Below are 21184 nucleotides of genomic sequence, written 5' to 3' on the forward strand. Positions count from 1 at the left end.
TCGTCTCTCGGGGTTATAGGCCACCGCGCTGGGCGGCCCACTCGAAGGTCTCTACCAATGCCACGCGCCACACCTGATAGGAGTGTCCGCCGGGGACCGTCTCATACGTGGTGGTCATTCCGGCTTTCTGCGCGAGATCGTTGAGGTGCTGCAGGGCTTCCTCTGCGGATGGGTCATCCTCACCGGCGACGAAGCGGCCCTGAGTAGTGGGGTAGCGGTTGTTGGCCAGCAGGGTTGCCGGGTTAACGGCGTCGAAGGCGGCCTCGTCACCGCCGAACAGGGTGTCAATGGTTTGTTGGCGAGTCCCCAGCGACGGCTCGGCCTGGCCGGAAAAATCGAGGAAGGAGCCGTAAGAGTCGGGGTGATTGGTCACAATCTGCAAGGCACAGGTGCCGCCGTAGCTCAAGCCGCCGATGGTCCAGCGCGACTGGTCAGCGACGACGCGGAACTTCTCCTTGACCATCTGCGGAACCTCACTAGACAGGTAGGTGTCCACCTTGTCCTTGGGCCCATCCACGCAACCCGGATTGCCGGTGAGTGATCCGGTGGCATCGACACTGATGACGATGGGGGAGAGACCGTCATGGGTGGACTGGTAGTCATCCGCGGTCTGCGAGGCCTCGCCCGCGCCGAACCATTGCGCCGGCTTGCCGGGATTACCCGCCAGAAGGACTAAAACGGGCAGCTCGCGGTCCGGCTTCGACCAATAGGCCGGCGGGACGTACGCCATGGCGTCGCGGGCGGCGAACCCGGGCGTGTGCATCGGCACAGTAACCAACGCACCGACTTCCCGGTCATTGACCGTGGGGGCAACCTGTTGGTTACGGAACTGATCGTAGGTCATCTCGACGGTCACGGGAATGGGATTGAGCGAGCGCAGCGTGGGGTACTGCTGGTAAATCACATTGGCCACCGCCCCGGCGTTGACCAGAGCAATGATCGCGAGAATACCCACCAGCCAGCGCCGCTGAACGATGGCGCACACCAGGACAAAGACGGCCGCCGACCCCGCGACGTACACCACCGCCGGGACCTTGTCTGGGAACGGATGCCACAGCTTTTCCAAGACGAACCAGACGATGACGCCGGTGAGGGCCGAACCGATGAGCGGATACCAGCGGGGCTTGCCCAACAGCGCAACCAGGGTGGTCACCACCGCGATGACCGCGATAAAGATTTGGGCAGTGGTGTCAGTTAGCGACACCAGAGGCAAGTGAATCATGGGCTTTAGTATGCGGCACCGAACATATTCCCGCGCTATCGACGGGCGAACTATCTGAAAATTCTTAAGTTTTGAACAGGGAGCAAGGACTACACTCGCTCCCGTGCCTTCACTCTTGGGATTGGTCCCCCGGCTCTTGCCGCGACCCCGCGCGACGTCGGACGGGGATCGCGTCGTGGTGTTATTACACGGCACCGGCTCCGAACCAGGTGTATTCCACAAGCTTGCCCGTGCCTTGCGCGCCCATGACATCCGCCCGCTTGCCCTGGCCTATGGCCGGCGCGGCACCGAAGACCTCGACCGCTCCGTGGAGGACATCGAACGTCAATTGCTCCAGATTGAGGCCCCGACCTTCGACATCGTCGGGCACTCTCTCGGTGGGTTGCTGGCCCTGAGGCTTGCGCACCGCCCCGCTCTGCGCGGCAGGATTGGAACGATCGTGGGCCTGGGCGCCGCCTGGCGCGGCGTTCCCGATCACGGGAGCCATCGCCTGACAAAAAAGGTGCTGGGCGAGTCCTTTGTCCAGGTCAAAACCGCTGAGCCTTTCCCCGCCGAGGTCCCGGAGGGAGTCACGATCGTCTCTATCGTCTCTGACGCGGACAAGGTCGTGCCCTCGTGGTCATCACGCCTGGGGCACGTCATTGAGCTCACCGGCGTCAGTCACAGCCGCCTTCTGCATGAGGTCCCGGTCGTTTTGGCCTCACTCGGGGTGCGGGCGCGCCCCTGAGAAAAACGCCCTCGTCCACGCCTCGTCTTTGTACTGGGCGGGAACCGCGCCACCGAGCAGGCGCCGGGCCAGCGCCCCCTCCCCGGGAAGCTCCGCATCTGAGCCCAGCAAAATGATGTTGCCGTAGCGGCGGCCTTTGAGCATCGCCGGATCAGCGATGACGGCGACGTGCTCGAACACCTCCGCCATGCCCGCCAACTCCGCCTTCGCATTGCTCAAATCAGGATGGTCGCCGCAGTTGGCCACGTACAACCCACCTGCCGAAAGGGAGGTGTTGACGGCGCGGAAGAACGACGGCGTCGATAAGCTTTGTGGCGTGACGGCGCCGGAAAAGACGTCCCGGATGATGATGTCCCGGCTGGCGGGATGAAACCCACGAGTAACCTCGCCGGCCTCACCGACGCGGATCTTCACCGTCGGGGCACGCGGGATGTCGAACCATTCGCGCACGTAAGCCGCCAATTTGGCATCGAGCTCCACCACCGTGTGCCGCGAGCTCGGCCACACATGCGCTAAGTAGCGGGCCATGGAGCAGGCCGCCCCACCAAGGTGCGTGACCCGGACCGAGGAAGGATCGGACACGACATCCTCGATGATCGCGGCCATCCACCGCATGTACTCGAAATCGAGCTGATCAGGCCGGCCGATCTGAATATGCGATGACGGCACGCCGTTGACCATGAGGGTCCAGGCATCCGGGTAAAAGTCATCCGGCACCAACTCAGCCGTGCCGGTGGAGATCTCATAGCTCCCCGTCGGCTTGTTTCGCGTTCTGCCCATGGCTGCCGAGTTTAGAGCAGGGAGTATTACACTGTGGGATCTGTACTCGATAGCGGGCAGGAAAATAGGGCACGAATATACGGAAGGAAACAATGCGCGTTCTGGTAGCGATGAGTGGCGGAGTCGATTCCTCGGTGGCCGCCGCCCGCATGGTGGAAGCGGGGCACGACGTCGTGGGCGTCCACCTCGCACTGTCACGCGATCCGCAGGCAGTGCGTGAATCCTCCCGTGGTTGCTGTTCGCTCGAGGATTCAGCCGATGCGCGCCGGGTGTGCGACAAGCTGGGTATCCCTTTCTATGTGTGGGACTTTTCCGATCGCTTCCAGGCCGACGTCATCGATGATTTCGTCGCCTCCTATGAGGTGGGGGAGACCCCGAACCCCTGCCTGCGCTGCAACGAGAAGATCAAGTTTGCCGCGCTCCTCGAACGGGGCTTGGCCTTGGGGTTTGATGCCGTGGCTACCGGCCACTACGCCTCCATCGATGCCGATGGTCACCTGCGCCGTTCCACCGATCCCGACAAGGATCAGTCCTATGTCCTTGGTGTGCTCACTCGCCACGAACTCGAGCATTGCCTCTTTCCCATCGGGGATACGCCCAAGCCGCTCATCCGCGAGGAGGCCGCCCGCCACGGCTTTTCCACGGCGTCGAAGCCCGATTCCTATGACATTTGCTTCATCCCCGACGGCAACACCCAAGCCTTCCTCGGCGCGCGCATCGGCGTTCGTCCCGGCCTCATCGTGGACACATCGGGAACGCCGTTGAAGGAGCACGACGGCGCCTGGAACTACACCATCGGACAACGTAAGGGCCTTGACCTGCGCAACCCGGCCGACGATGGTCGCCCGCGTTACGTCACGGATATCGACGCCGCCACCGGCACCGTCACCGTCGGGCCCCGCGCCGCGCTTGCCGTCACCGGAATCACCGCCGACCGGCTCAAGGTGCTGCACCCGGCCATGACCGGATCCTTGGACGCGATCGTGCAGGTCCGGGCCCATGGTGGCATCGCTGCCTGCCGCGCCGTCATCGACGGCGACACCATGACGCTGACCTTGGACAGCCCGTTGCAGGGTGTTGCGCGCGGCCAGGCCGCAGTACTGTACCTGCCCGACCCGGACGGGGACATTGTCCTCGGGTCCGGAACGATCAGCGGCACCCGATGACCGCGTATGGCTTGGGCGTCCTCCCCGGCACCTCGCTTATCGACGCCGCCGATGTCATCATCTCCGAAACCGGCCAGCTTCCGCACATCCCCCAACTTCCCGCCCGCGGGATCAGCTCCGATGCGGTCGGCCGCACGGCCGCCCTGCTCGAATCAGTAAGCGTCGATCGGGGACCCCGCTCCTGGATCCTCACTGACCGCCCCCAGCTGCTCACCCGACGCGTCGAGGACCAACTATCCCGCGACCTCGATGGCTGCGAAGAGGCCTGGGGTACCACTCTGGAGACGGTCAAGGTGCAGGTCACAGGCCCCTGGACGTTGGCCGGTTCCATCGAATTGGCCAACGGTCACCGCGTGCTCACCGATGGCGGCGCTCTCCGCGATCTCGCGGATGCCCTCATCGAGGGAATTCGCACCCACATGGCCGATGTCCACCGTCGGTTCGGAGCCGAGGTCATCGTGCAGCTGGATGAGCCGTTGCTGCCGATTGTCAACGTCGGCATGCCCGGCGCTTCCGACTTCCACCCCGTCCGCCCCGTCCACGCCAAGGACCTCGCCGAGCTGCTGTCCCGAGTCGTGGGGGGAGTACCGGGTCCGGTCTATCTCAACCAGACCGGCTACGCCCCGCTGTGGTCCGTCGCCCGCGAGTCGGGGGTAGAAACCGTCCAGGTCACCGTAGACCAGGTGTCCGGCACCACCCAGCTCGATTCGCTGGGCCAAGCAATCAGCTCCGGCCTGCGAGTCGGGCTCGGAATCACCACCCCGCGCGCCACGGAGTGCGAGGTCATGGGCCAGATCGCCCGGCTGTGGGATGAACTCGGCCTCGACCCCGCGCTGCTGGACACCCAGGTGGACATCCACCCGCGGGGAGGCTTCCCCACGGGATCGCTTCTCGACGCCGCCCGGGCCTACCGCCTCGCCGCCGCGATCCGGCCCGCGGAGGCTCTTTCTTAACGGAGAAAACGCCGGGGAGGTGATGCTCACCACGGTGGGTGATGAATATAAGGTTATCCTCCATGGCCGTGTCCCCGCAGTCTCAGCAGTCTCAGCAGCCGGAGCTCCCGCCGGTGGGTCCCGCGTGGGCTGGCACCCTCATGGGCACCTCCATCTCGTCGACGCTGAGCCTCATTCACGGATGGACGTGGCTGGCCTATGGCTTTCTCGTCATCGCCACCGTTGTCCTCGTCGTGTTGAGTATGGGCTGGCTAAGACACCGCAACCCGGGTTTTCACCAGGAGTTCATGGGCCCGTGGGGCATGGTCGCCATGGGCGTGCTGGCACTGGGAGCTGCCTGGACCGGTGTCACTGGAATGTGGAGCTTCCAACTCATCGCCTACGCGATCGCCTTGCCGCTGGGCCTGATCACCTGCCTGTGGCAGCTGCGTAAGTTCTCTGGCGCCCCGACGTTCCTCTGGGGGCTTGGCTTGGTGGCTCCCATGGTCGCGGCGACCTCGGGCGGGCAGCTCTTTGCTGCGGGGGTGTTGCCACGGGCCTTCTGGGTGATCTCGGTGGGCTGTTTCGCCCTCAGCTTCCTCACGGCCGTGCCCACCTTCGCCCGGGTCTACCTCGCCCTCATTCGGCGAACGACCTCCATTCCCGCGAGCATGGCCGGAAGCACGTGGATTCCCCTGGGCATCGCCGGGCAGTCCACCGCCGCCGCCCAGGTCCTCTTTTTCGGCGACAAGGCAGCGGTCATCTACGGCACGACCTTCTTCGTCGTGGCCATACCCATGTTCATCTATGCCGCTTATCGATACTGGGGAGCTGCCTTCACGTGGGCCAACTATTCCCCGGCGTGGTGGGGCGCCACCTTCCCCATTGGCACGATGAGCCTGGGCTGCCACTACCTTTCCTTGGCCACCGGCCTGGGATGGTGGGATGCCCTCAGCAGGATTTTCCTCGCCCTGGTGATCATCCACCTCTCCCTCAACACAGTTCGGGCCCTTAAGACTGCATAGGCCAACTCGTGTTGACCGTCTTCGGGTCCTTGCCCTGGCCTTCTAGGTAGCGGGCGAAATCCTTCTGCCGCTCGTAGTAGCCCACCGCCTGCGTTTCCATGAGCTCATCCGAATCCATGGTTCCCAACTCCGGCCACTGCTTCACCTGCTTCCAGGCAATCCGCGCGGCAGCCAACGCATCGGAGGTGGCCTCATGCGCATTTTCTAGCCGCACGCCATAGTGCTCCGACAAATCAGTCAGCGTTCGACGCCCAGGGCGGTAGCGGTCCTTGATCTTGTCCACCACGAATGGATCAAACACCGGTCCGGTGACAGTGAAATCACCGGTGAGCTTGCGCAAGACCGTCAGATCGTAGCTGGCATTAAACACCACGAGGGTGAGGCCATCCGCCCAGGCCTGCCGAATGGCCTGCACCGTATCCGCGAGCACTTCATCGTGGGGGCGGCCCTCGGCCCGAGCCTTCTCCGTGGTGATGCCGTGAATCTTCGCGGCCCCCTCCGGGATCTCCACCCCCGGATCGGCGAGGTGCTCGACGGCGCTGACATCCCTGCCATCAATGCGCACGAGGGCAGAGGTAACAATGCGTGCCTCCAGGGGGTTGGCGGAGGTGGTTTCCAAGTCAAAAGACAGCATTCGGGTGGCGTCGAAGTTCATGCCACTCACCCTAGCTTGCGCCCCAGACATGAATAGGCGAACGCCGCTGCATGCGCTGCTAGCAGCAGCGCAATGATCCACCACACCTCCACCCAGGGCAGCTTCCACGTCGCACTGATGATGAAGGCAAGCAACCACGTCGCCACCAGATCAGTCAACGAGGGGCGTTTCCGGAGAGACAGCACCAGGCTGCCGATGAGAAACAGGGCCAATCCCCAACCGATGAGCGCTCCCATTTAGATCGACCCCCACAGTGCGTACGCAATGTCCTCGACCCCGAGGTCAGTGTCACCGACGACGTACACCGCCTTGTTCGTGGCGCGATCCACAATGAGTATCGAAGAATAGCCAAAGGTCCCGCCATTGTGGGCCCGCGAGCCGTCCTCGCGCACGACCCAAGCAACGTCGGGGACAGTAGCGTGGCGGGCATATCGGGCCATATCGGCGGCGGTGGACCGCAGGCCGCCGGCCGGGAGGTAACTATCCATCTCCCAGGGCTCGGCTTCGCGGCCCGCAGCATTAAAGCCGCGGGGAGCATCTGGGGGCACGGAGCCGAACGTCATGAGGTAGCTGTCATCCATCCCGCTGGGGCCGAGGACTACGTCGTGGAGCAATTCTTCATAGGTGGTTCCCGCTTCCATGGCGAGGAGGTGACCCAACAAGGCGCTTCCCAGATTGGAATAGTTAAACTCACCGCGCTGGGAAAGCTCACTATCGGCGACCTCGGCCAGCAGCTCGTCGCGAGTGTGACCAGCGTAAGGGTTCCCGGCAGTCATCTGTAGGTAGATATCGCGGAACACGTTGGTCTTTCCCAGCCGGGGGAGCCCAGAGGTGTGATCGGCCAGCTCCCGCAGGGTGACATCAGCAATAGGCGCGCCGGGGACGTCGATGATCTCCCCGACGGTCTGCGAATCATCCGTCCGCGCCAGAAGCTCGGCGGTGAAGGTTTTGGTGATGGAGCCGATCTCGAACTCGGCGTTCTCGTCGGCGCCTAACCCGGCGAAGGTGGTGTCGTCGCCCACCATGGTGAAGGCCGAAAGATGATGGTGGCCGCGTTGGGTATGCTCAGCGAGCAAGGCTGCCAGGGCGGGGTCTCCCGTCCGCTCGTCGGAGACCGTTACTCGACTCGGCCCAAAGACTATCGCTACGGCTAAGACGGCCAATCCGGCCAGGATGCTCAATACAATGCGCATTAGTGTTCCTCCGTTGCGGCGATGATGGTGAGGAGGGGAATGACCCGGGTGGGGCGGAGGGAAAACACTCCGGCCTGTTCCTTGGCCACCCACCCGCCGGCCTGCAAGGCCCCGAGGTGGTGGTAGGCAGTGCCGGTGGAGGTGACCACACGGTCGTCGACAAGCTCGGCGACGGTCGAAGGCGCCTGCAGGAGGCGCTGGAGGATGGCACCGCGCACCGGGTGGGCGAGGGCGGCGAGCCGGTCGAGGTGATCCGTCCACGTGGTGTCGATAAGAAACTGCGCGGGGCGGTTCCATTCGTAGACAACACCTCCGTGAGTTCCGGTGAAGGAGATGAGGTCATCGACATCGGAAAAGTCTGGCCGTGTGCCCTCCAGGGCAGCGAGCCGGGATTCTATGGCGGCCAATCTCTCGTACAATTCCATAATTCCAAAAATACGGAAATCTGGAACCGTGCGCAACGATTAGAATCAGCACGGTGACTGAGCAGAACTCCGACCTCCGCCGACAGTGGAACGAACTGGCCGAAGAAGTACGCCACCACCGCGACCTGTACTACAACGATCAGCCCTCGATCCCCGACGCAGACTTCGACCGGCTATTTGCCCAGCTGCAGCAGCTTGAGGCGGACCACCCCGAGCTCGCCGTGCCGGATAGCCCGACGATGGAGGTCGGCGCGGTCGTCTCCTCGACCTTCGCCAACGTCGAGCACCTCGAGCGCATGATGAGCCTGGATAACGTCTTCGACGACGAAGAACTCACCGAATGGCTAACGCGTACGCCCAGCGAGACCTACCTCGCCGAGCTGAAAATCGACGGCCTATCGTTGGCGCTGGTCTATCGGAACGGCCGCCTGGAGCGGGCCGCGACGCGTGGAGATGGCCGAATCGGCGAGGATGTCACCGCCAATGCCCGGGTGATTGAGGACATCCCGCATTCTTTGACCCCGCATCCGGATTTTCCCATCCCCGCACTCATCGAGGTCCGCGGCGAGGTGTTCATCGCGGTCGAGGACTTCTCCCAGGTCAACGAACTTCGCCAGGCCGAAGGCGGCAAGCCCTTTGCCAATCCACGCAATGCCGCCGCCGGATCTTTGCGCCAGAAAAACCCGGAGGATGTGAAAAAGCGCCGCCTGCGCATGGTTGCCCACGGCATCGGTGCTCGCGAGGGGTTTGCACCGGCGACCCAGCACGAGGCCTATTTGGCGCTGGCTGCCTGGGGGTTGCCCGTCAGTCCCTACACCGAGCAGGTCCATACCCCGGAGCAGGTGCGCGAGAAGGTGGCCTACTGGGCCGATCACCGCCATGACGCGATCTTTGAAATGGACGGTCTGGTGGTCAAGGTTGATTCCATCGCCGAACAGCGCGCTCTTGGTTCCACCAGCCGGGCCCCGCGGTGGGCGATCGCCTACAAATACCCGCCGGAGGAAGTAACGACGGTTCTTCTCGACATTCAGGTTGGGGTGGGCCGCACGGGTCGCGTCACTCCATTCGCGATCATGGAGCCCGTGTTTGTCGCCGGCTCGACCGTGTCCATGGCGACGTTGCACAATCAGACTGAGGTCGTCCGCAAGGGCGTGCTCATCGGCGATACGGTGGTCATCCGCAAGGCAGGCGAGATCATCCCGGAGGTGCTCGGCCCGGTCGTGGAGAAGCGGGACGGCACCGAGCGCGAGTTCATTTTCCCCACGTTGTGCCCCTCCTGCGGCACCCGTCTCGCTCCGCAGAAAGAGGGCGACGCCGATTGGCGCTGCCCCAACACGCGTTCCTGCCCCGCGCAATTGTCTGCCCGCCTGACCTACCTGGCGGGGCGCGGAGCCTTCGATATTGAAGCGCTGGGGGAGAAGGGTGCCCAGGATCTCATTCGTACTGGCATCTTGGAGGACGAGGCGGGCTTGTTCGACCTCACCTCGACGGATCTGGAGTCCTCGAAGGTGTACACGACCAATGCCGGCAAGGTGAACGCCTCCGGCCGGAAGCTGCTGGCCAACCTGGAATCGGCGAAGAAGGCTGACCTGTGGCGCGTCATTGTTGCCCTGTCGATCCGCCATGTCGGGCCCTCGGCAGCTCGCGCCTTGGCCTCGCGTTTCCGCTCGTTGAAGGTGCTTTTCGACGCTGAGGTCACCGACATCGCCGACACCGACGGCGTCGGCACGATCATTGCTGAGAGCCTCGCCGCCTGGTACGACGTCGACTGGCACCGCCAGATCGTCGATTCTTGGGCGCACGCCGGGGTGACCATGGAGGATGAGAGTACCGACCTCGCTGTGCAGACCTTGGACGGTCTGACGGTTGTGGTCACGGGATCCCTGGAGAACTTCACCCGGGATGGCGCCAAGGAGGCGATCATTTCCCGCGGAGGTAAGGCCTCAGGCTCAGTATCGAAAAAGACTGACTTTGTGGTGGTCGGGGAGAACGCTGGCTCCAAGGAAACCAAGGCCCGCGACCTAGGGTTGACGATCCTCGACGAGGCCGGATTTATCCAGCTGTTGGAAGAAGGCCCTCCCTCGGCCATGTGATGTGGGTTACATTGGGGTCATGAATACCTCACGGACAATGACCCTCACGGCCGTCATGAGCACGACGGCGCTGCTCCTGGCCGCCTGTGGTGGACCGAGCGACAGTGATCCACCGGCACCCACCACCTCCCATGCCGCCCCGGCGAGTGCCCCGACAGTCGAGCCACTTAACGCCACCAACTGCCAGGTGGAGGCGGCGGACACCGCCGACTCCTCCGCAGCGGCAGCGGCCGATAGCGACCGAGACATCACTACCAACCCGGAGATCGCCACCGGCTACCGCTCCGGCATGCAGGCGGTGGCCAGCGAGAACTTCTCCGTCGCCACCGCGAATCCATTGGCAACCAAGGCGGCCTGCGACGTCCTCATGGACGGCGGCACAGCGGCGGATGCGCTCGTGACTGCCCAATTCGTCCTCGGCCTCACCGAGCCGCAATCCTCGGGCATTGGTGGCGGGGGATACATCCTTTACTACGACGCCGCCTCCGGGCAGACCTCGGCCATCGATGGCCGGGAGGTTGCCCCGCTGGCTGCGGATGAGAACTATCTCCAGGATGCGGTGCCGGATGCGCGCCGTTCGGGTCGCTCCATCGGAGTCCCCGGAATTGTCGCGGCGCTCGGTGAATTGCACGAGCGCCAGGGAGCCCGCGCATGGTCGGACAACCTGACTCCGGCGGCGGAGCTCGCCACCGCAGGCTTCGAGATCTCGCCAAGGATGGCCGCGTCCGTGGCCGACTCGGCCGAGGACCTCGCCCGCGATCCGGAAGCTGCCGCCTACTTCCTCGACGATGGGGTGGCGAAGCCAGCCGGGACGAGGATGCAGAACCCGGAGTACGCCGCGGTCGTCGATAAGCTGGCTGCAGAAGGCCCGGACGCGCTGTACACCGGTGAGCTGGCGCAAGCCATTGTGGACAAGGCGGCATCCACCGACGGTGGGATGACTCCCTCGCTCATGACCACCGCTGACCTGGCCGGCTACACCCCGGTGACCCACGAGGCGCTGTGTGCGCCCTACCGCTCCTTCGAGGTATGCGGCATGCCGCCGTCCTCATCGGGAGGAGTCGCAGTCCTAGAGACCCTGCGCCTGCTCAACGCCTATGACCTGGCGCAATACGCCCCCGCCGAGGCAGGGCCAAATGGCGCCCTGCCGGCCGCCGAAGCCGTGCACCTCGTGTCGGAGGCCGAGCGACTCGCCTACGCCGACCGCGATGCGTACATCGCCGACCCCGCGTTCACCGACATCCCCGGTGGCGTGGGAGTATTCCTCAGCGACTCCTACATCGCGGAACGGGAAACGCTCATCGACCCCGAGAAGTCCATGGGCAGCGCCCAGCCCGGCGAGCTGGTTCCCGCGATGGCCCGCGGGGCCGACCTGCCCGAACAAGGTACGACGCACATCAGCATCATCGACGGCCAGGGAAATGCCGCCTCCGCGACGACGAGCGTCGAAGCCGCGTTCGGCTCCTTCCACATGACGAACGGATTCCTCCTCAACAATCAGCTCACCGACTTCAGCGCGGACCCGGTCGGGGAGGACGGCCAACCAGTGGCTAACCGAGTCGAGCCGGCCAAGCGGCCGCGCTCGTCAATGGCGCCGATGCTGGTGTTTGACGACGGCCAGCTCAGCATGGTCGTCGGCTCACCCGGTGGCTCGCTCATCATCCAGTACGTGACCAAAACACTGGTCAATATCATTGACTGGGAGATGAATCCGCAGCAGGCGGTCTCCGCGCCCAACTTCGGTGCCCGCAATACCCCGGTCACCGGCATCGGCGGCGAGCATCCCCTCATGGATGACCCGGGAGTCTTGCTCAGCCAGCTCGAAAGCCTGGGGCATGAGATATCGGTAGATGACCAGTCCAGTGGGCTATCTGCCCTCGTGGTCACAGACACGGGAATTCTCGGCGGCGCCGATCCCCGCCGGGAGGGAACAGTCCTGGGCGGCTAGCGGAGGATCGCGCCGACGATCCGCCCCAGGTGGCCCAGGTGCTCCACCTCGCTAGCGAGGAAGTCCGGGCCACCGGTACGCCCCACGACCAAAACCAAGCCGGTGCCCTCCAACGGGGTGACGGCGAGGGAAGAGTCGAGCAACCCCCATGACGCGGGAACCCAGTCCTCCATATCGGGGTTGAGGATGCGGGCAGCGGTGACGGAAATGTCAACGGGGCTCGAACCATCGTCCTCGGGTGCGGCCTGGGAAGCGGCCACGCGGGTGATGGAGGTATTCGCCTCCACATCATCAAGCACGATGCCCCACGACGCAGTCATGGACTGGGGAGTGACCTTGACCAGCTCCTCCATGGCGCGGGGGATGTTGCCCGAGTGGGCGGCCACTTTAGAGAGCATCTCGATCTGTCCCCGGCGATCCACGCGGCCAGAGAAGGGCCGGATGGAATCGACCTCGACGCCGTCGATGGAATTGGCGGCCGTGATGAGCGTATCGGCCATGACATCGTTGGGCAGCTCCACGACGATGTCATCCATGACCGTGCCATCAGGGAAGGTCTCGACAACGTCAACGGACATAATATTGCCGCTGACCACGCCAATCGCCTCCGCTAGTTCACCTAAGCTTCCCGGTGCATCGGGGAGCAGAACGCGGATGAGGAAGGACATGGTGAGTGGGCCACCTTTTCAATCAATTGCTTGCCGGATACATCAGTGTGAGTTCATCTTAGATACAAAACTGCCCAAATTGGGGAACCTCTCCGTTTCGCCCGCGCAATCTTCGGCCGGGATGGCAGCTGCAGTACCATGGGAAAAGTTCATTCGTAGACGTGTAGTAAGGATTGAGCCTAAAGTGTCCGAAATTTCGCGTGACGAGGTCGCCCACCTCGCGAAGCTGTCCCGCCTGGCGCTCAGCGAAGAAGAGCTGAAGCAGTTCGCTGACCAGATCGACGGGATCGTCGATAGTGTCTCCGCCGTCCAGCGGGTCGATACCAGCGGGGTGGAGCCCATGAGCCACCCGCATTCGATCACGACCTCCATGCGCGAAGACGTCATCGTCCCGACGCTCACCGCTGAGCAGGCTCTCGACCAGGCTCCCGCCGTCGAAGATGGTCGTTTCGTCGTTCCGCAGATCCTCGGGGAGGAGCAGTAACCATGAATTACACCGTTCCGGATTCTGGCTTGACGTCCCTCTCGGCCGCCGAGCTCGCCGAGAAGATCCACTCCCGCGAGGTCACCTCACGTGAGGTCACCCAGGCGCACCTCGATCGCATCGCCGAGACCGACGATCAAGTCAACGCATTCCTCTACGTCGGCGCGGAGCAAGCTCTGGCCGCAGCCGACGCCGTCGACGCCTCTCTGGATCAGGGCGAGGCCCCGGCCTCGGCGCTAGCTGGCGTCCCCCTGGCGCTCAAGGACCTGCTCACCACCACCGATGCGCCCACCACCGCGGCGTCGAAGATGCTCGACGGGTGGATGAGCCCCTACGACTCGACCGTTACCGCCAAGATCCGCGCGGCCGGCATCCCGATCCTGGGTAAGACCAACCTGGATGAGTTCGCCATGGGTTCCTCCACGGAGAACTCGGCCTACGGCGTCACCCGCAACCCCTATGACCTTGAGCGCACCCCGGGTGGTTCCGGTGGCGGCTCTTCAGCGGCTCTGGCTGCGGGTCAAGCCCCCATCGCCATTGGCACCGACACCGGTGGTTCCATTCGCCAGCCGGCCGCGCTGACCAACACCGTTGGCGTCAAGCCCACCTACGGCACCGTCTCCCGCTACGGTCTCATCGCCGCAGCGTCCTCGCTGGACCAGGCTGGCCCCACGGCCCGCACGGTCCTGGACACCGCACTGCTGCACGAGGTCATCGCCGGATACGATTCTTTCGACGCCACCAGCGTCAACCGGCCTGTCGCCCCGGTCGTCGCGGCAGCCCGCGAAGGCGCCAACGGTGACCTCAGCGGCGTCAAGGTCGGCGTGGTCAAGCAGTTCGACCGCGCAGGTTGGCAGCCCGGTGTCATGGAGAACTACCATGCAGCCCTGCGTCAGCTCACCGAGCAGGGCGCGGAGATCATCGAGGTGGATTGCCCCCACTTCGATGACGCGCTGGCCGCGTACTACCTCATCATGCCCTGCGAGGTGTCCTCCAACCTCGCTCGCTTCGACGGCATGCGTTACGGCTTGCGCGCCGGTGATGACGGCACTCGCTCGGCCGAAGAAGTGATGTCTCTCTCGCGGGCCGAAGGTTTTGGCCCGGAGGTCAAACGCCGCATCCTCATCGGCACCTACGCCCTGTCGGTGGGCTACTACGACGCCTACTACCTGCAGGCTCAGCGTGTTCGTACCCTCATCGCCCAGGACTTCGCCGCTGCCTACGAGAAGGTGGATGTGCTGGTCACGCCGACGACCCCGTCGACGGCCTTCAAACTGGGGGAGAAGGTCTCCGATCCACTGGAGATGTATAACTTCGACCTGTGCACGCTCCCGCTCAACCTCGCGGGACTGTGCGGTATGTCGGTGCCCTCCGGTTTCGCCTCGGACACCGGGCTGCCCGTCGGCCTGCAGATCATGGCCCCGGCGTTTTTCGACGACCGTCTCTACCGCATCGGTTCTGCCTACGAAGCGGGCCGCCTGGTACCTTAGGGTCACCTAAGCCAATCAGGAGGTTCGTCCCTTGTCCCACGCCACCGTCACCGCTGTCCGTCGCCTCACCAACGACCTGGTGCGTATCAGCTTCGATTTCCCCGATCTCGTCGGGGCGGAACTGCCGCACACCGATCACTACATCAAGATCGTGTTCGGTGAATCGGTGACCCGGACCTATACGTTCCGTCGGGCCGACACCACGACGGGACACGTCGACATCGACTTCGTCACCCACGGCGACGAAGGGTTGGCTGGCCCGTGGGCCCAGCGGGCCCAGGTCGGGGATACTATCGAGTACCGCGGGCCGGGCGGGGCCTGGCACCCGGGGGACTATGACCACTTCGTCCTCGCCGGGGATGAATCGGCTGCCCCGGCGATTGCCGCGGGCCTAGACAAGCTCCCGGCCGGGGCGAGCGCCGAAGTCTACATCGAGGTAGAAACCTGCGACGACACCTTCGAGATGCCCGAACCAGCAGGAGTCACCGTGCATTGGGTGCCCCGGCAGGGCGCGACCCACGGCACCCGGCTATCGGAGGCCGTGCGGGCCGCGGGCATTCCGCCGCAACGCACGGGGTGGTTCATCCACGGCGTGGCGGAAATGATCAAGGAAATGCGGCGTTTTCTGTTCATTGACGGCGACGTCGATCGGAAAGACGTATCCATCTCCGGCTATTGGCGCATCGGCATGACCGAAGACCAGTGGCAGGCGTCTAAGCGCGAGTTCAACGCGGAACTGGACGCCGCCGAACAGGCCTAGTGGCGGTCAGCTAGGTAATGTGCGGCCCCGGCAGCTACCGCCGTCACCGAGATGACGGCGGGCCAGGGGCCGATTTTCTTTGCCAACGGGTGCGAGGCGCCGAACGCGCCGACGTACAACGCGCCCAAACCAACGGCGGTCACCGGCCCGGACGTGGCCAGCCAGCTGCGCACTGCCCATCCTCCGGCCGCGGCGAGCAGCACCCCGCCGAGCGGGCGCACGCCGGTCTCGCGGGCGGTGAGCCAGCCTCCGACCAGACCCAACGCGACGACTGGGGCGGTAGCAACTTCTTCTGGTTTCTTGAGATCGATCATGTTTTTGATCTTAGTTACACTCGTGCGAATGAACACGGTCCTTCCCAAACCCCAGGCGTGGCGTGCACTCGCCGCGCTCTGTCTCGGGTTCTTCATGATCTTGGTCGATCAGACCATCGTGGCCGTGGCCATGCCGTCCTTTGTGGAGTACTTCGACGCCTCGCTCAACCAGGTCGTGTGGGTCACGTCGGTGTACCTGCTGTGCATCGTCGTGCCGCTGCTGTTCACCGGCCGATTGGGGGATCGGTTCGGGCAGCGCGCGGTGTACCAGACGGGCGTGGCAATTTTCACGCTCGCGGCGGTGGCCTGCGCCTTCGCCCCCACGATTGAGGTGCTCATTGCCTGTCGTGCCGTCCAGGGCCTCGGCGCGGCGATCCTTACCCCGCAGACGATGAGCGTGATCAACCGTGTCTTTGCCAAGGAAAACCGGGGTGCCGCGCTCGGTGTGTGGGGTGCAGTCGGATCTGTTGCCAGCCTCGTCGGCCCGGTCGTGGGCGGGTTCATCGTTGGCACCGTCGGCTGGCAGGGCATCTTCTTATTGCACGTCCCCGTGGGCGTGCTGGCGATCGTGCTGTCCGGGTTGTGGGTCCCGCGCCTGCCCACTTACGCGAAGAAAATCGACGTCCCTTCGGTCATCGTCTCCTTCGTCGGCATGACCTCGCTCGTCTTTGCCATCCAACAGGGCCCCGAATTTGGCTGGCCGTGGTGGTTGCTCATCGTCGGGTTTATCTGCCTGTACTGGTTCGTTCGCCTTCAAGCCAGGGTGGACGAGCCGCTGGTTCCGCTGGGGATTTTCCACAACCGCAACTTCTCCCTCGCCGCGTTTTCCATCGCGACCATGGGATTTACCGTGTCCTCGATGATGCTGCCCATCATGGTGTGGCTGCAGGATGGCCGTGGACTTGATTCCTCCCGCGCGGGCCTGATGATGGTTCCCATGGCGATCATCGCCATGATCGGCTCCCCGCTCGTGGGTCCCTTCTCTGACCGCTACCACCCGCGGGTGATGTCCATGGTGGGCTTCGGTATTTCCGCCGTCTCCCTCGTGGTCGCCAGCTGGATCATGCTGTCCGACGCCCCCACGTACTATTTCCTTTTCGCCATCGGCCTGTACGGGCTCGGCAGCTCCTTCATCTGGGCACCGAATTCTGCCACGGCGATGCGCGACGTCGACCTCGCGTACATGGGTGCGGCGTCCGGGGTCTACAACACGACCCGCCAGATCGGTTCCGTTCTTGGTGCCGCGATGGTGGGTGCAGCGATGCAAGTGGGATCGGTCGCACTCGGACTTGAACACGGCATGGCAATCGCCCTGCTCATTCCTGCTGTCGCCCTGGGTCTTGGCTTCGTCGCCGTCTCCTTCTTCCGTCCCAGCCTTCGCGTGTAGGCGGACGCGGGGATAGAGTGGAGGTCATGCGACTTGCCACCCTTACCTCCGGCGGCGACTGCCCCGGACTCAACGCAGTTATCCGCGGAATCGTCCGCACCGCCAGCGCCGAATTCGGCTCGACAGTCGTCGGGTACGAAGACGGCTGGGTCGGTCTCATGGAGGACCGTCGCGTGGATCTCTACGACGACGAGAACATTGACCGCATCCTGCTGCGCGGTGGCACCATCCTCGGCACGGGCCGTCTGCACCCGGATAAGTTCAAGGCCGGCCTCGACCAGATCAAGGCTAACCTTGCGGACGCCAAGATTGATGCCCTGATCCCCATCGGCGGCGAAGGCACCCTCAAGGGCGCCAAGTGGCTCTCCGATAACGGCATTCCGGTTGTCGGCGTGCCCAAGACCATTGACAATGACGTCTACGGCACCGACTACACCTTCGGGTTTGATACTGCCGTGGCCGTGGCCACCGATGCGGTGGATCGCCTCCACACCACCGCGGAGTCTCACAACCGCATCCTCATCGTGGAGGTCATGGGCCGCCACGTGGGCTGGATTGCTTTGCACGCTGGCCTCGCCGGCGGCGCCCACTACACCGTCATCCCCGAGGTGCCCTTCGACATCGCGGAAATCTGCAAGGCCATGGAGCGCCGTTTCCAGATGGGCGAGAAGTACGGCATCATCGTCGTCGCCGAAGGTGCCGCCCCGAAGGAGGGCACTATGGAGCTGCGTTCCGGCGGCGTTGACCAGTTCGGCCACGAGCTGTTCACCGGCATTGGCCAGCAGGTCGCCGACGAGATTCACGCTCGCCTGGGCCACGATGTCCGCACCACCGTCCTGGGTCACATTCAGCGCGGCGGCACCCCCACCGCCTTCGACCGCGTCCTGGCTACGCGCTACGGCGTGCGCGCCACCCGCGCGGTGCATGAGGGCAAGTTCGGAACCTGTGTCGCGCTCGATGGCGAGCGGATCATCAACATCCCCCTCGACGTCGCCGTGGGTCACCTCAAGACCGTGCCGCTGGATCGCTACACCACCGCGCAGGCGATGTTTGGCTAGAAGCCTTCGCCGTCCATGATGAGGCGGGCGCTGCGGGCAAGTGCAACCCACTCCAACTCGCCGTCCACTACTGAAGCCGAAACCGTCACGGTGCCCTTCGGGTGCCGGAGGACGGTTTCTGTGCTTGGTGGCCGATCAGCAATGGTGCCGCCGAGGGCGAGCGCGCCACCAATGCCGAGGATGCCTGTCGCAGGCAGGGCATGGTGGACCCGCCCAACCGAGGTCATGAGAACGGGCAACGGATCTCCCTCGCCGAGTAACGCCAGGCGGGGAAGCACGGGGCCGTCCAGGCCCATGAGGCCTGCCGCTTCCTGGCGAATTTCCTCGAGTCGGTCGAGGAGTTCCTCATCGGCGTTGAGCGCGGCCGGAGTGGCACACGTATCTATGCCCACGTCAGCAGCCCGCAGCATCGCAATCGGATTGGCGATGTCGACGAGGCTGGCCTCAAGGCCACTGTCCGGGAGGATGACTCGCGGGCCGAGTGTGCCGGGGGCGAGGAAGCGGACGTCGATACGCTCACCTGAATGGGAAAGCTCGAAGATGCTGTCGGTGTTGGCATTCCACACGCGGACGGTCTCCCGCGGGCTTATCAGCCCGTGGTGGACGGCAAACGTCGAGATGGCGGCAGAGATATTGCCGCAATTGCCAGACCAATCGACGTGGGGCTCGGTGGGGGAGACCTGCGCGAACACACTGACCAGGTCGACAGTCGGCGGACAATCTGGATGCTCAGGCGGCAGGCCAACAAACATCACCTTGCTGTTGGACGAGACCCCGCCACCGAGCCCATCAATGGCCAGGGGATCGGGGCTTCCGATCAACCGCAGGCACAGCTCATCGCGATCGGCCGGGAGAGCAGGCAGATCACGCAGGTGAAGGAAGACTGCTCGGCTGGTTCCGCCGCGAATGATGGAAAGTCTCATTCCCGTATCCTATAAAAATGCCCCGCTACGCACTGATCAAGCACTATCGCGGCGTCCCCGCCGACTTCCCTCCCATGTCCACGTGGACACCGGACGATGTTCGCGCCCACGTCGACTACATGGAACGATTCGCCGACAAGCTGCGCGCCAGCGGTGAGTTCGTGGACAGTCTCGCGCTGTCGGAGGAGGCCGAATTGATCACCGCCGGCGGCTCCACCCGCGCGGTCCCCGCTTCCAAGGCCCTGGTGGCTGGCTGGATGCTTATCGACGTCCCCTCGGCCCGCCGGGCCAGGGAACTCGCCGCCGAGCTCGCGGCCGCTCCCGGCAAGGATGGGGTGCCACTACGAGAGTGGTTGGAGCTGCGCCCGGCCTACGGCGCCCCGATGGCGGACGATGAGGGCGAGACGGGCTAAAATCTGGCCCATGACTGCCCCGATGTATGACTTGATGGATTTCGACGACGTTCTGGAGAAGTTTGACCCCGTCATGGGCCTGGAGGTCCACGTTGAATTAGCCACGGAGACGAAGATGTTCTCCGCAAGCTCCGCTCATTTCGGTGCGGCCCCGAACTCTCACGTTGATCCCGTCTCCCTCGGACTGCCCGGTGCGCTGCCCGTGGTCAATGCCAAGGGCGTTGAATGGGCCATCAAGATCGGTCTGGCACTGAACTGCTCCATCGCGGAGTCCTCGCGTTTCGCCCGGAAGAACTACTTCTACCCGGATCAGCCGAAGAATTACCAGATCTCCCAGTACGACGAGCCGATCGCCTACAACGGTTACCTGGACGTCCAGCTCCTCGACGGCACCGAGTGGCGCGTGGAGATTGAGCGCGCCCACATGGAAGAAGACACCGGCAAGCTCACCCACCTGGGCGGCACCTCGGGGCGCATCCACGGCGCCACTGCTTCGCTGGTGGACTGCAACCGCGCGGGCATCCCCCTCATCGAGATCGTGACCAAGCCGATCGAGGGCGCAGGCTCGCGTGCCCCGGAGATTGCCAAGGCCTATGTCTCCGCCCTGCGTGACCTGGTCAAGGCGCTCGGGGTGTCCGATGCCCGCATGGATCAAGGTTCCATGCGCGTGGATTCCAACCTCTCGCTGCGCCCCATTGGCCAAGAGGAATTTGGCACCCGCACCGAGACGAAGAACATCAACTCCCTCAAGTCCGTCGAGCAGGCCGTGCGCTTCGAGATGATGCGCCAGGCAGCCGCCATCGAAAATGGCGAGGTCATCGTCCAGGAAACCCGCCATTACCAGGAGACGGACGGCACCACCTCCAAGGGGCGCCCGAAGGAGACCTCCGAGGACTACCGCTACTTCAACGATCCGGATCTGCCGCCGGTCATCGCCCCGAAGGAATGGGTGGAAGAAATCCGGGCGACGCTGCCCGAGCTGCCGTGGGTCCGCCGCGCCCGCATTCAGCAGGAGTGGAAGCTCCCCGACGCCGAGATGCGCGACCTCGTCAACGCTGGCGCCTTGGAACTGATCATCGCCACCGTCGAGGAAGGCTCCACCCCAGACGAGGCCCGCGCCTGGTGGGTCAACTACCTGGCGGCGAAGGCAAAGGAAGCCGAGGCGGATCTGGATGCCCTGGCAATCACCCCGGAACAGGTCGCCCGCGTCATCGCCTTGGTCAAGGAAGGGAAACTGACCACCAAGCTCGGGCGCCAAGCCGTCGACGGCGTCCTCGCCGGTGAGGGTGATGTGGACGAGGTCGTCGCCCAGCGCGGCCTGGAGGTCGTGCGCGATGACGGCGCCATCGAGGCCGCCGTCGACGAGGCCCTGGCCGCTAACCCGGACATCGTGGAAAAGTACCGCGCGGGCAACACGAAGGTCACCGGCGCAATCGTCGGAGCCGTCATGAAGGCCACCCGTGGCAAGGCCGATCCGGCCCAGGTGAACAAGCTCATCGCCGAGAAGCTGGCGTAGCTGCG

Annotated in this window: 22 protein-coding genes; 13 read left to right on the plus strand and 9 right to left on the minus strand. The window is 64.3% G+C overall.

The window, feature by feature from the left end; all coding sequences use genetic code 11:
- Nucleotides 1-13 precede the first annotated feature (13 nt).
- Entirely contained in the window at nucleotides 14-1222 is a 1209-nt protein-coding gene (locus CTEST_RS05405; protein ID WP_047252882.1) for an alpha/beta hydrolase, read from the minus strand.
- A 103-nt stretch (nucleotides 1223-1325) separates the two neighbouring features.
- Between CTEST_RS05405 and CTEST_RS05410 the strand changes: the two genes are divergently transcribed.
- Complete coding sequence (locus tag CTEST_RS05410) at nucleotides 1326-1949, plus strand: esterase/lipase family protein (protein WP_047252883.1); 624 nt, start codon at nucleotides 1326-1328, stop codon at nucleotides 1947-1949.
- On the opposite strand, the gene CTEST_RS05415 is transcribed toward CTEST_RS05410, so the two are convergent.
- Complete coding sequence (locus CTEST_RS05415; protein ID WP_047252884.1) at nucleotides 1923-2729, minus strand: spermidine synthase; 807 nt, start codon at nucleotides 2727-2729, stop codon at nucleotides 1923-1925. The genes CTEST_RS05410 and CTEST_RS05415 overlap by 27 nt on opposite strands.
- A 92-nt stretch (nucleotides 2730-2821) precedes the next feature.
- On the opposite strand from CTEST_RS05415, the gene mnmA reads away from it, so the two are divergent.
- From mnmA to CTEST_RS05430, 3 genes are all read left to right on the plus strand, one after another.
- Nucleotides 2822-3895, plus strand: coding sequence for a tRNA 2-thiouridine(34) synthase MnmA (gene mnmA, locus CTEST_RS05420; RefSeq protein WP_047252885.1), 1074 nt, complete (start codon nucleotides 2822-2824; stop codon nucleotides 3893-3895).
- Nucleotides 3892-4848: a uroporphyrinogen decarboxylase/cobalamine-independent methonine synthase family protein gene (locus tag CTEST_RS05425; protein ID WP_047252886.1), complete on the plus strand. Its 957-nt coding sequence runs from the start codon at nucleotides 3892-3894 to the stop codon at nucleotides 4846-4848. The genes mnmA and CTEST_RS05425 overlap by 4 nt, the downstream gene beginning before the upstream one ends.
- Before the next feature lie 62 nt (nucleotides 4849-4910).
- A complete protein-coding gene (locus tag CTEST_RS05430; protein WP_052844308.1) occupies nucleotides 4911-5852 on the plus strand; it encodes an SLAC1 family transporter in 942 nt (313 codons plus the stop codon).
- On the opposite strand, the gene CTEST_RS05435 is transcribed toward CTEST_RS05430, so the two are convergent.
- From CTEST_RS05435 to CTEST_RS05450, 4 genes are read right to left on the minus strand one after another with little or no spacing between them, the layout of a single operon-like run.
- Complete coding sequence (locus tag CTEST_RS05435; RefSeq protein ID WP_047252887.1) at nucleotides 5839-6507, minus strand: 3'-5' exonuclease; 669 nt, start codon at nucleotides 6505-6507, stop codon at nucleotides 5839-5841. The two genes, CTEST_RS05430 and CTEST_RS05435, sit on opposite strands and share 14 nt — an antisense overlap.
- A gap of 5 nt (nucleotides 6508-6512) precedes the next feature.
- A complete protein-coding gene (locus tag CTEST_RS05440) occupies nucleotides 6513-6743 on the minus strand; it encodes a hypothetical protein (protein WP_047252888.1) in 231 nt (76 codons plus the stop codon).
- Nucleotides 6744-7700: a serine hydrolase domain-containing protein gene (locus CTEST_RS05445; protein ID WP_047252889.1), complete on the minus strand. Its 957-nt coding sequence runs from the start codon at nucleotides 7698-7700 to the stop codon at nucleotides 6744-6746.
- Entirely contained in the window at nucleotides 7700-8125 is a 426-nt protein-coding gene (locus CTEST_RS05450; protein WP_047252890.1) for an ArsR/SmtB family transcription factor, read from the minus strand. The genes CTEST_RS05445 and CTEST_RS05450 overlap by 1 nt, the downstream gene beginning before the upstream one ends.
- A gap of 53 nt (nucleotides 8126-8178) precedes the next feature.
- On the opposite strand from CTEST_RS05450, the gene ligA reads away from it, so the two are divergent.
- Together ligA and ggt are read left to right on the plus strand one after the other, a co-directional pair.
- Nucleotides 8179-10218: an NAD-dependent DNA ligase LigA gene (ligA, locus tag CTEST_RS05455; protein ID WP_047252891.1), complete on the plus strand. Its 2040-nt coding sequence runs from the start codon at nucleotides 8179-8181 to the stop codon at nucleotides 10216-10218.
- Between the two features lie 19 nt (nucleotides 10219-10237).
- The gene (gene ggt, locus CTEST_RS05460) at nucleotides 10238-12166 is read left to right on the plus strand and encodes a gamma-glutamyltransferase (RefSeq protein ID WP_047254244.1); all 1929 of its coding nucleotides are present in this window, start codon (nucleotides 10238-10240) and stop codon (nucleotides 12164-12166) included.
- On the opposite strand, the gene CTEST_RS05465 is transcribed toward ggt, so the two are convergent.
- The gene (locus CTEST_RS05465; protein WP_047252892.1) at nucleotides 12163-12834 is read right to left on the minus strand and encodes an ACT domain-containing protein; all 672 of its coding nucleotides are present in this window, start codon (nucleotides 12832-12834) and stop codon (nucleotides 12163-12165) included. The two genes, ggt and CTEST_RS05465, sit on opposite strands and share 4 nt — an antisense overlap.
- A gap of 184 nt (nucleotides 12835-13018) precedes the next feature.
- On the opposite strand from CTEST_RS05465, the gene gatC reads away from it, so the two are divergent.
- Genes gatC through CTEST_RS05480 form a run of 3 tightly spaced genes read left to right on the plus strand, consistent with a single transcriptional unit; the run spans nucleotide 13019 to nucleotide 15568 of the window.
- Entirely contained in the window at nucleotides 13019-13318 is a 300-nt protein-coding gene (gene gatC / locus CTEST_RS05470) for an Asp-tRNA(Asn)/Glu-tRNA(Gln) amidotransferase subunit GatC (protein ID WP_047252893.1), read from the plus strand.
- A gap of 2 nt (nucleotides 13319-13320) precedes the next feature.
- Nucleotides 13321-14808, plus strand: a complete 1488-nt coding sequence (gene gatA, locus CTEST_RS05475) for an Asp-tRNA(Asn)/Glu-tRNA(Gln) amidotransferase subunit GatA (RefSeq protein WP_047252894.1) — start codon at nucleotides 13321-13323, stop codon at nucleotides 14806-14808.
- Between the two features lie 31 nt (nucleotides 14809-14839).
- Nucleotides 14840-15568, plus strand: coding sequence for a siderophore-interacting protein (locus CTEST_RS05480; protein WP_047252895.1), 729 nt, complete (start codon nucleotides 14840-14842; stop codon nucleotides 15566-15568).
- On the opposite strand, the gene CTEST_RS05485 is transcribed toward CTEST_RS05480, so the two are convergent.
- On the minus strand, nucleotides 15565-15882 hold the full coding sequence (locus tag CTEST_RS05485) for a hypothetical protein (protein WP_047252896.1): 318 nt from the start codon (nucleotides 15880-15882) through the stop codon (nucleotides 15565-15567). The genes CTEST_RS05480 and CTEST_RS05485 overlap by 4 nt on opposite strands.
- A gap of 28 nt (nucleotides 15883-15910) precedes the next feature.
- Here CTEST_RS05485 and CTEST_RS05490 point away from each other — a divergent pair, with 28 nt between their 5' ends.
- Together CTEST_RS05490 and CTEST_RS05495 are read left to right on the plus strand one after the other, a co-directional pair.
- Nucleotides 15911-17269 carry an MFS transporter gene (locus tag CTEST_RS05490; protein ID WP_144413228.1) on the plus strand — a complete coding sequence of 453 codons (1359 nt, stop codon included), beginning with the start codon at nucleotides 15911-15913 and terminating at the stop codon, nucleotides 17267-17269.
- Between the two features lie 26 nt (nucleotides 17270-17295).
- Nucleotides 17296-18327 (plus strand): 6-phosphofructokinase, encoded by a 1032-nt coding sequence (locus tag CTEST_RS05495; protein ID WP_047252897.1) that lies wholly within the window; start codon nucleotides 17296-17298, stop codon nucleotides 18325-18327.
- Here CTEST_RS05495 and CTEST_RS05500 read toward each other — a convergent pair.
- The gene (locus CTEST_RS05500; protein WP_047252898.1) at nucleotides 18324-19250 is read right to left on the minus strand and encodes a PrpF domain-containing protein; all 927 of its coding nucleotides are present in this window, start codon (nucleotides 19248-19250) and stop codon (nucleotides 18324-18326) included. The genes CTEST_RS05495 and CTEST_RS05500 overlap by 4 nt on opposite strands.
- A 17-nt stretch (nucleotides 19251-19267) precedes the next feature.
- Between CTEST_RS05500 and CTEST_RS05505 the strand changes: the two genes are divergently transcribed.
- Both CTEST_RS05505 and gatB read left to right on the plus strand, forming a co-directional pair.
- Nucleotides 19268-19663 carry a YciI family protein gene (locus CTEST_RS05505; protein ID WP_047252899.1) on the plus strand — a complete coding sequence of 132 codons (396 nt, stop codon included), beginning with the start codon at nucleotides 19268-19270 and terminating at the stop codon, nucleotides 19661-19663.
- Between the two features lie 10 nt (nucleotides 19664-19673).
- Nucleotides 19674-21179 carry an Asp-tRNA(Asn)/Glu-tRNA(Gln) amidotransferase subunit GatB gene (gene gatB, locus CTEST_RS05510; RefSeq protein WP_047252900.1) on the plus strand — a complete coding sequence of 502 codons (1506 nt, stop codon included), beginning with the start codon at nucleotides 19674-19676 and terminating at the stop codon, nucleotides 21177-21179.
- Nucleotides 21180-21184 lie beyond the last annotated feature (5 nt).

Origin of the sequence: Corynebacterium testudinoris, assembly GCF_001021045.1 — a bacterium.
GTDB lineage: Bacteria > Actinomycetota > Actinomycetes > Mycobacteriales > Mycobacteriaceae > Corynebacterium > Corynebacterium testudinoris.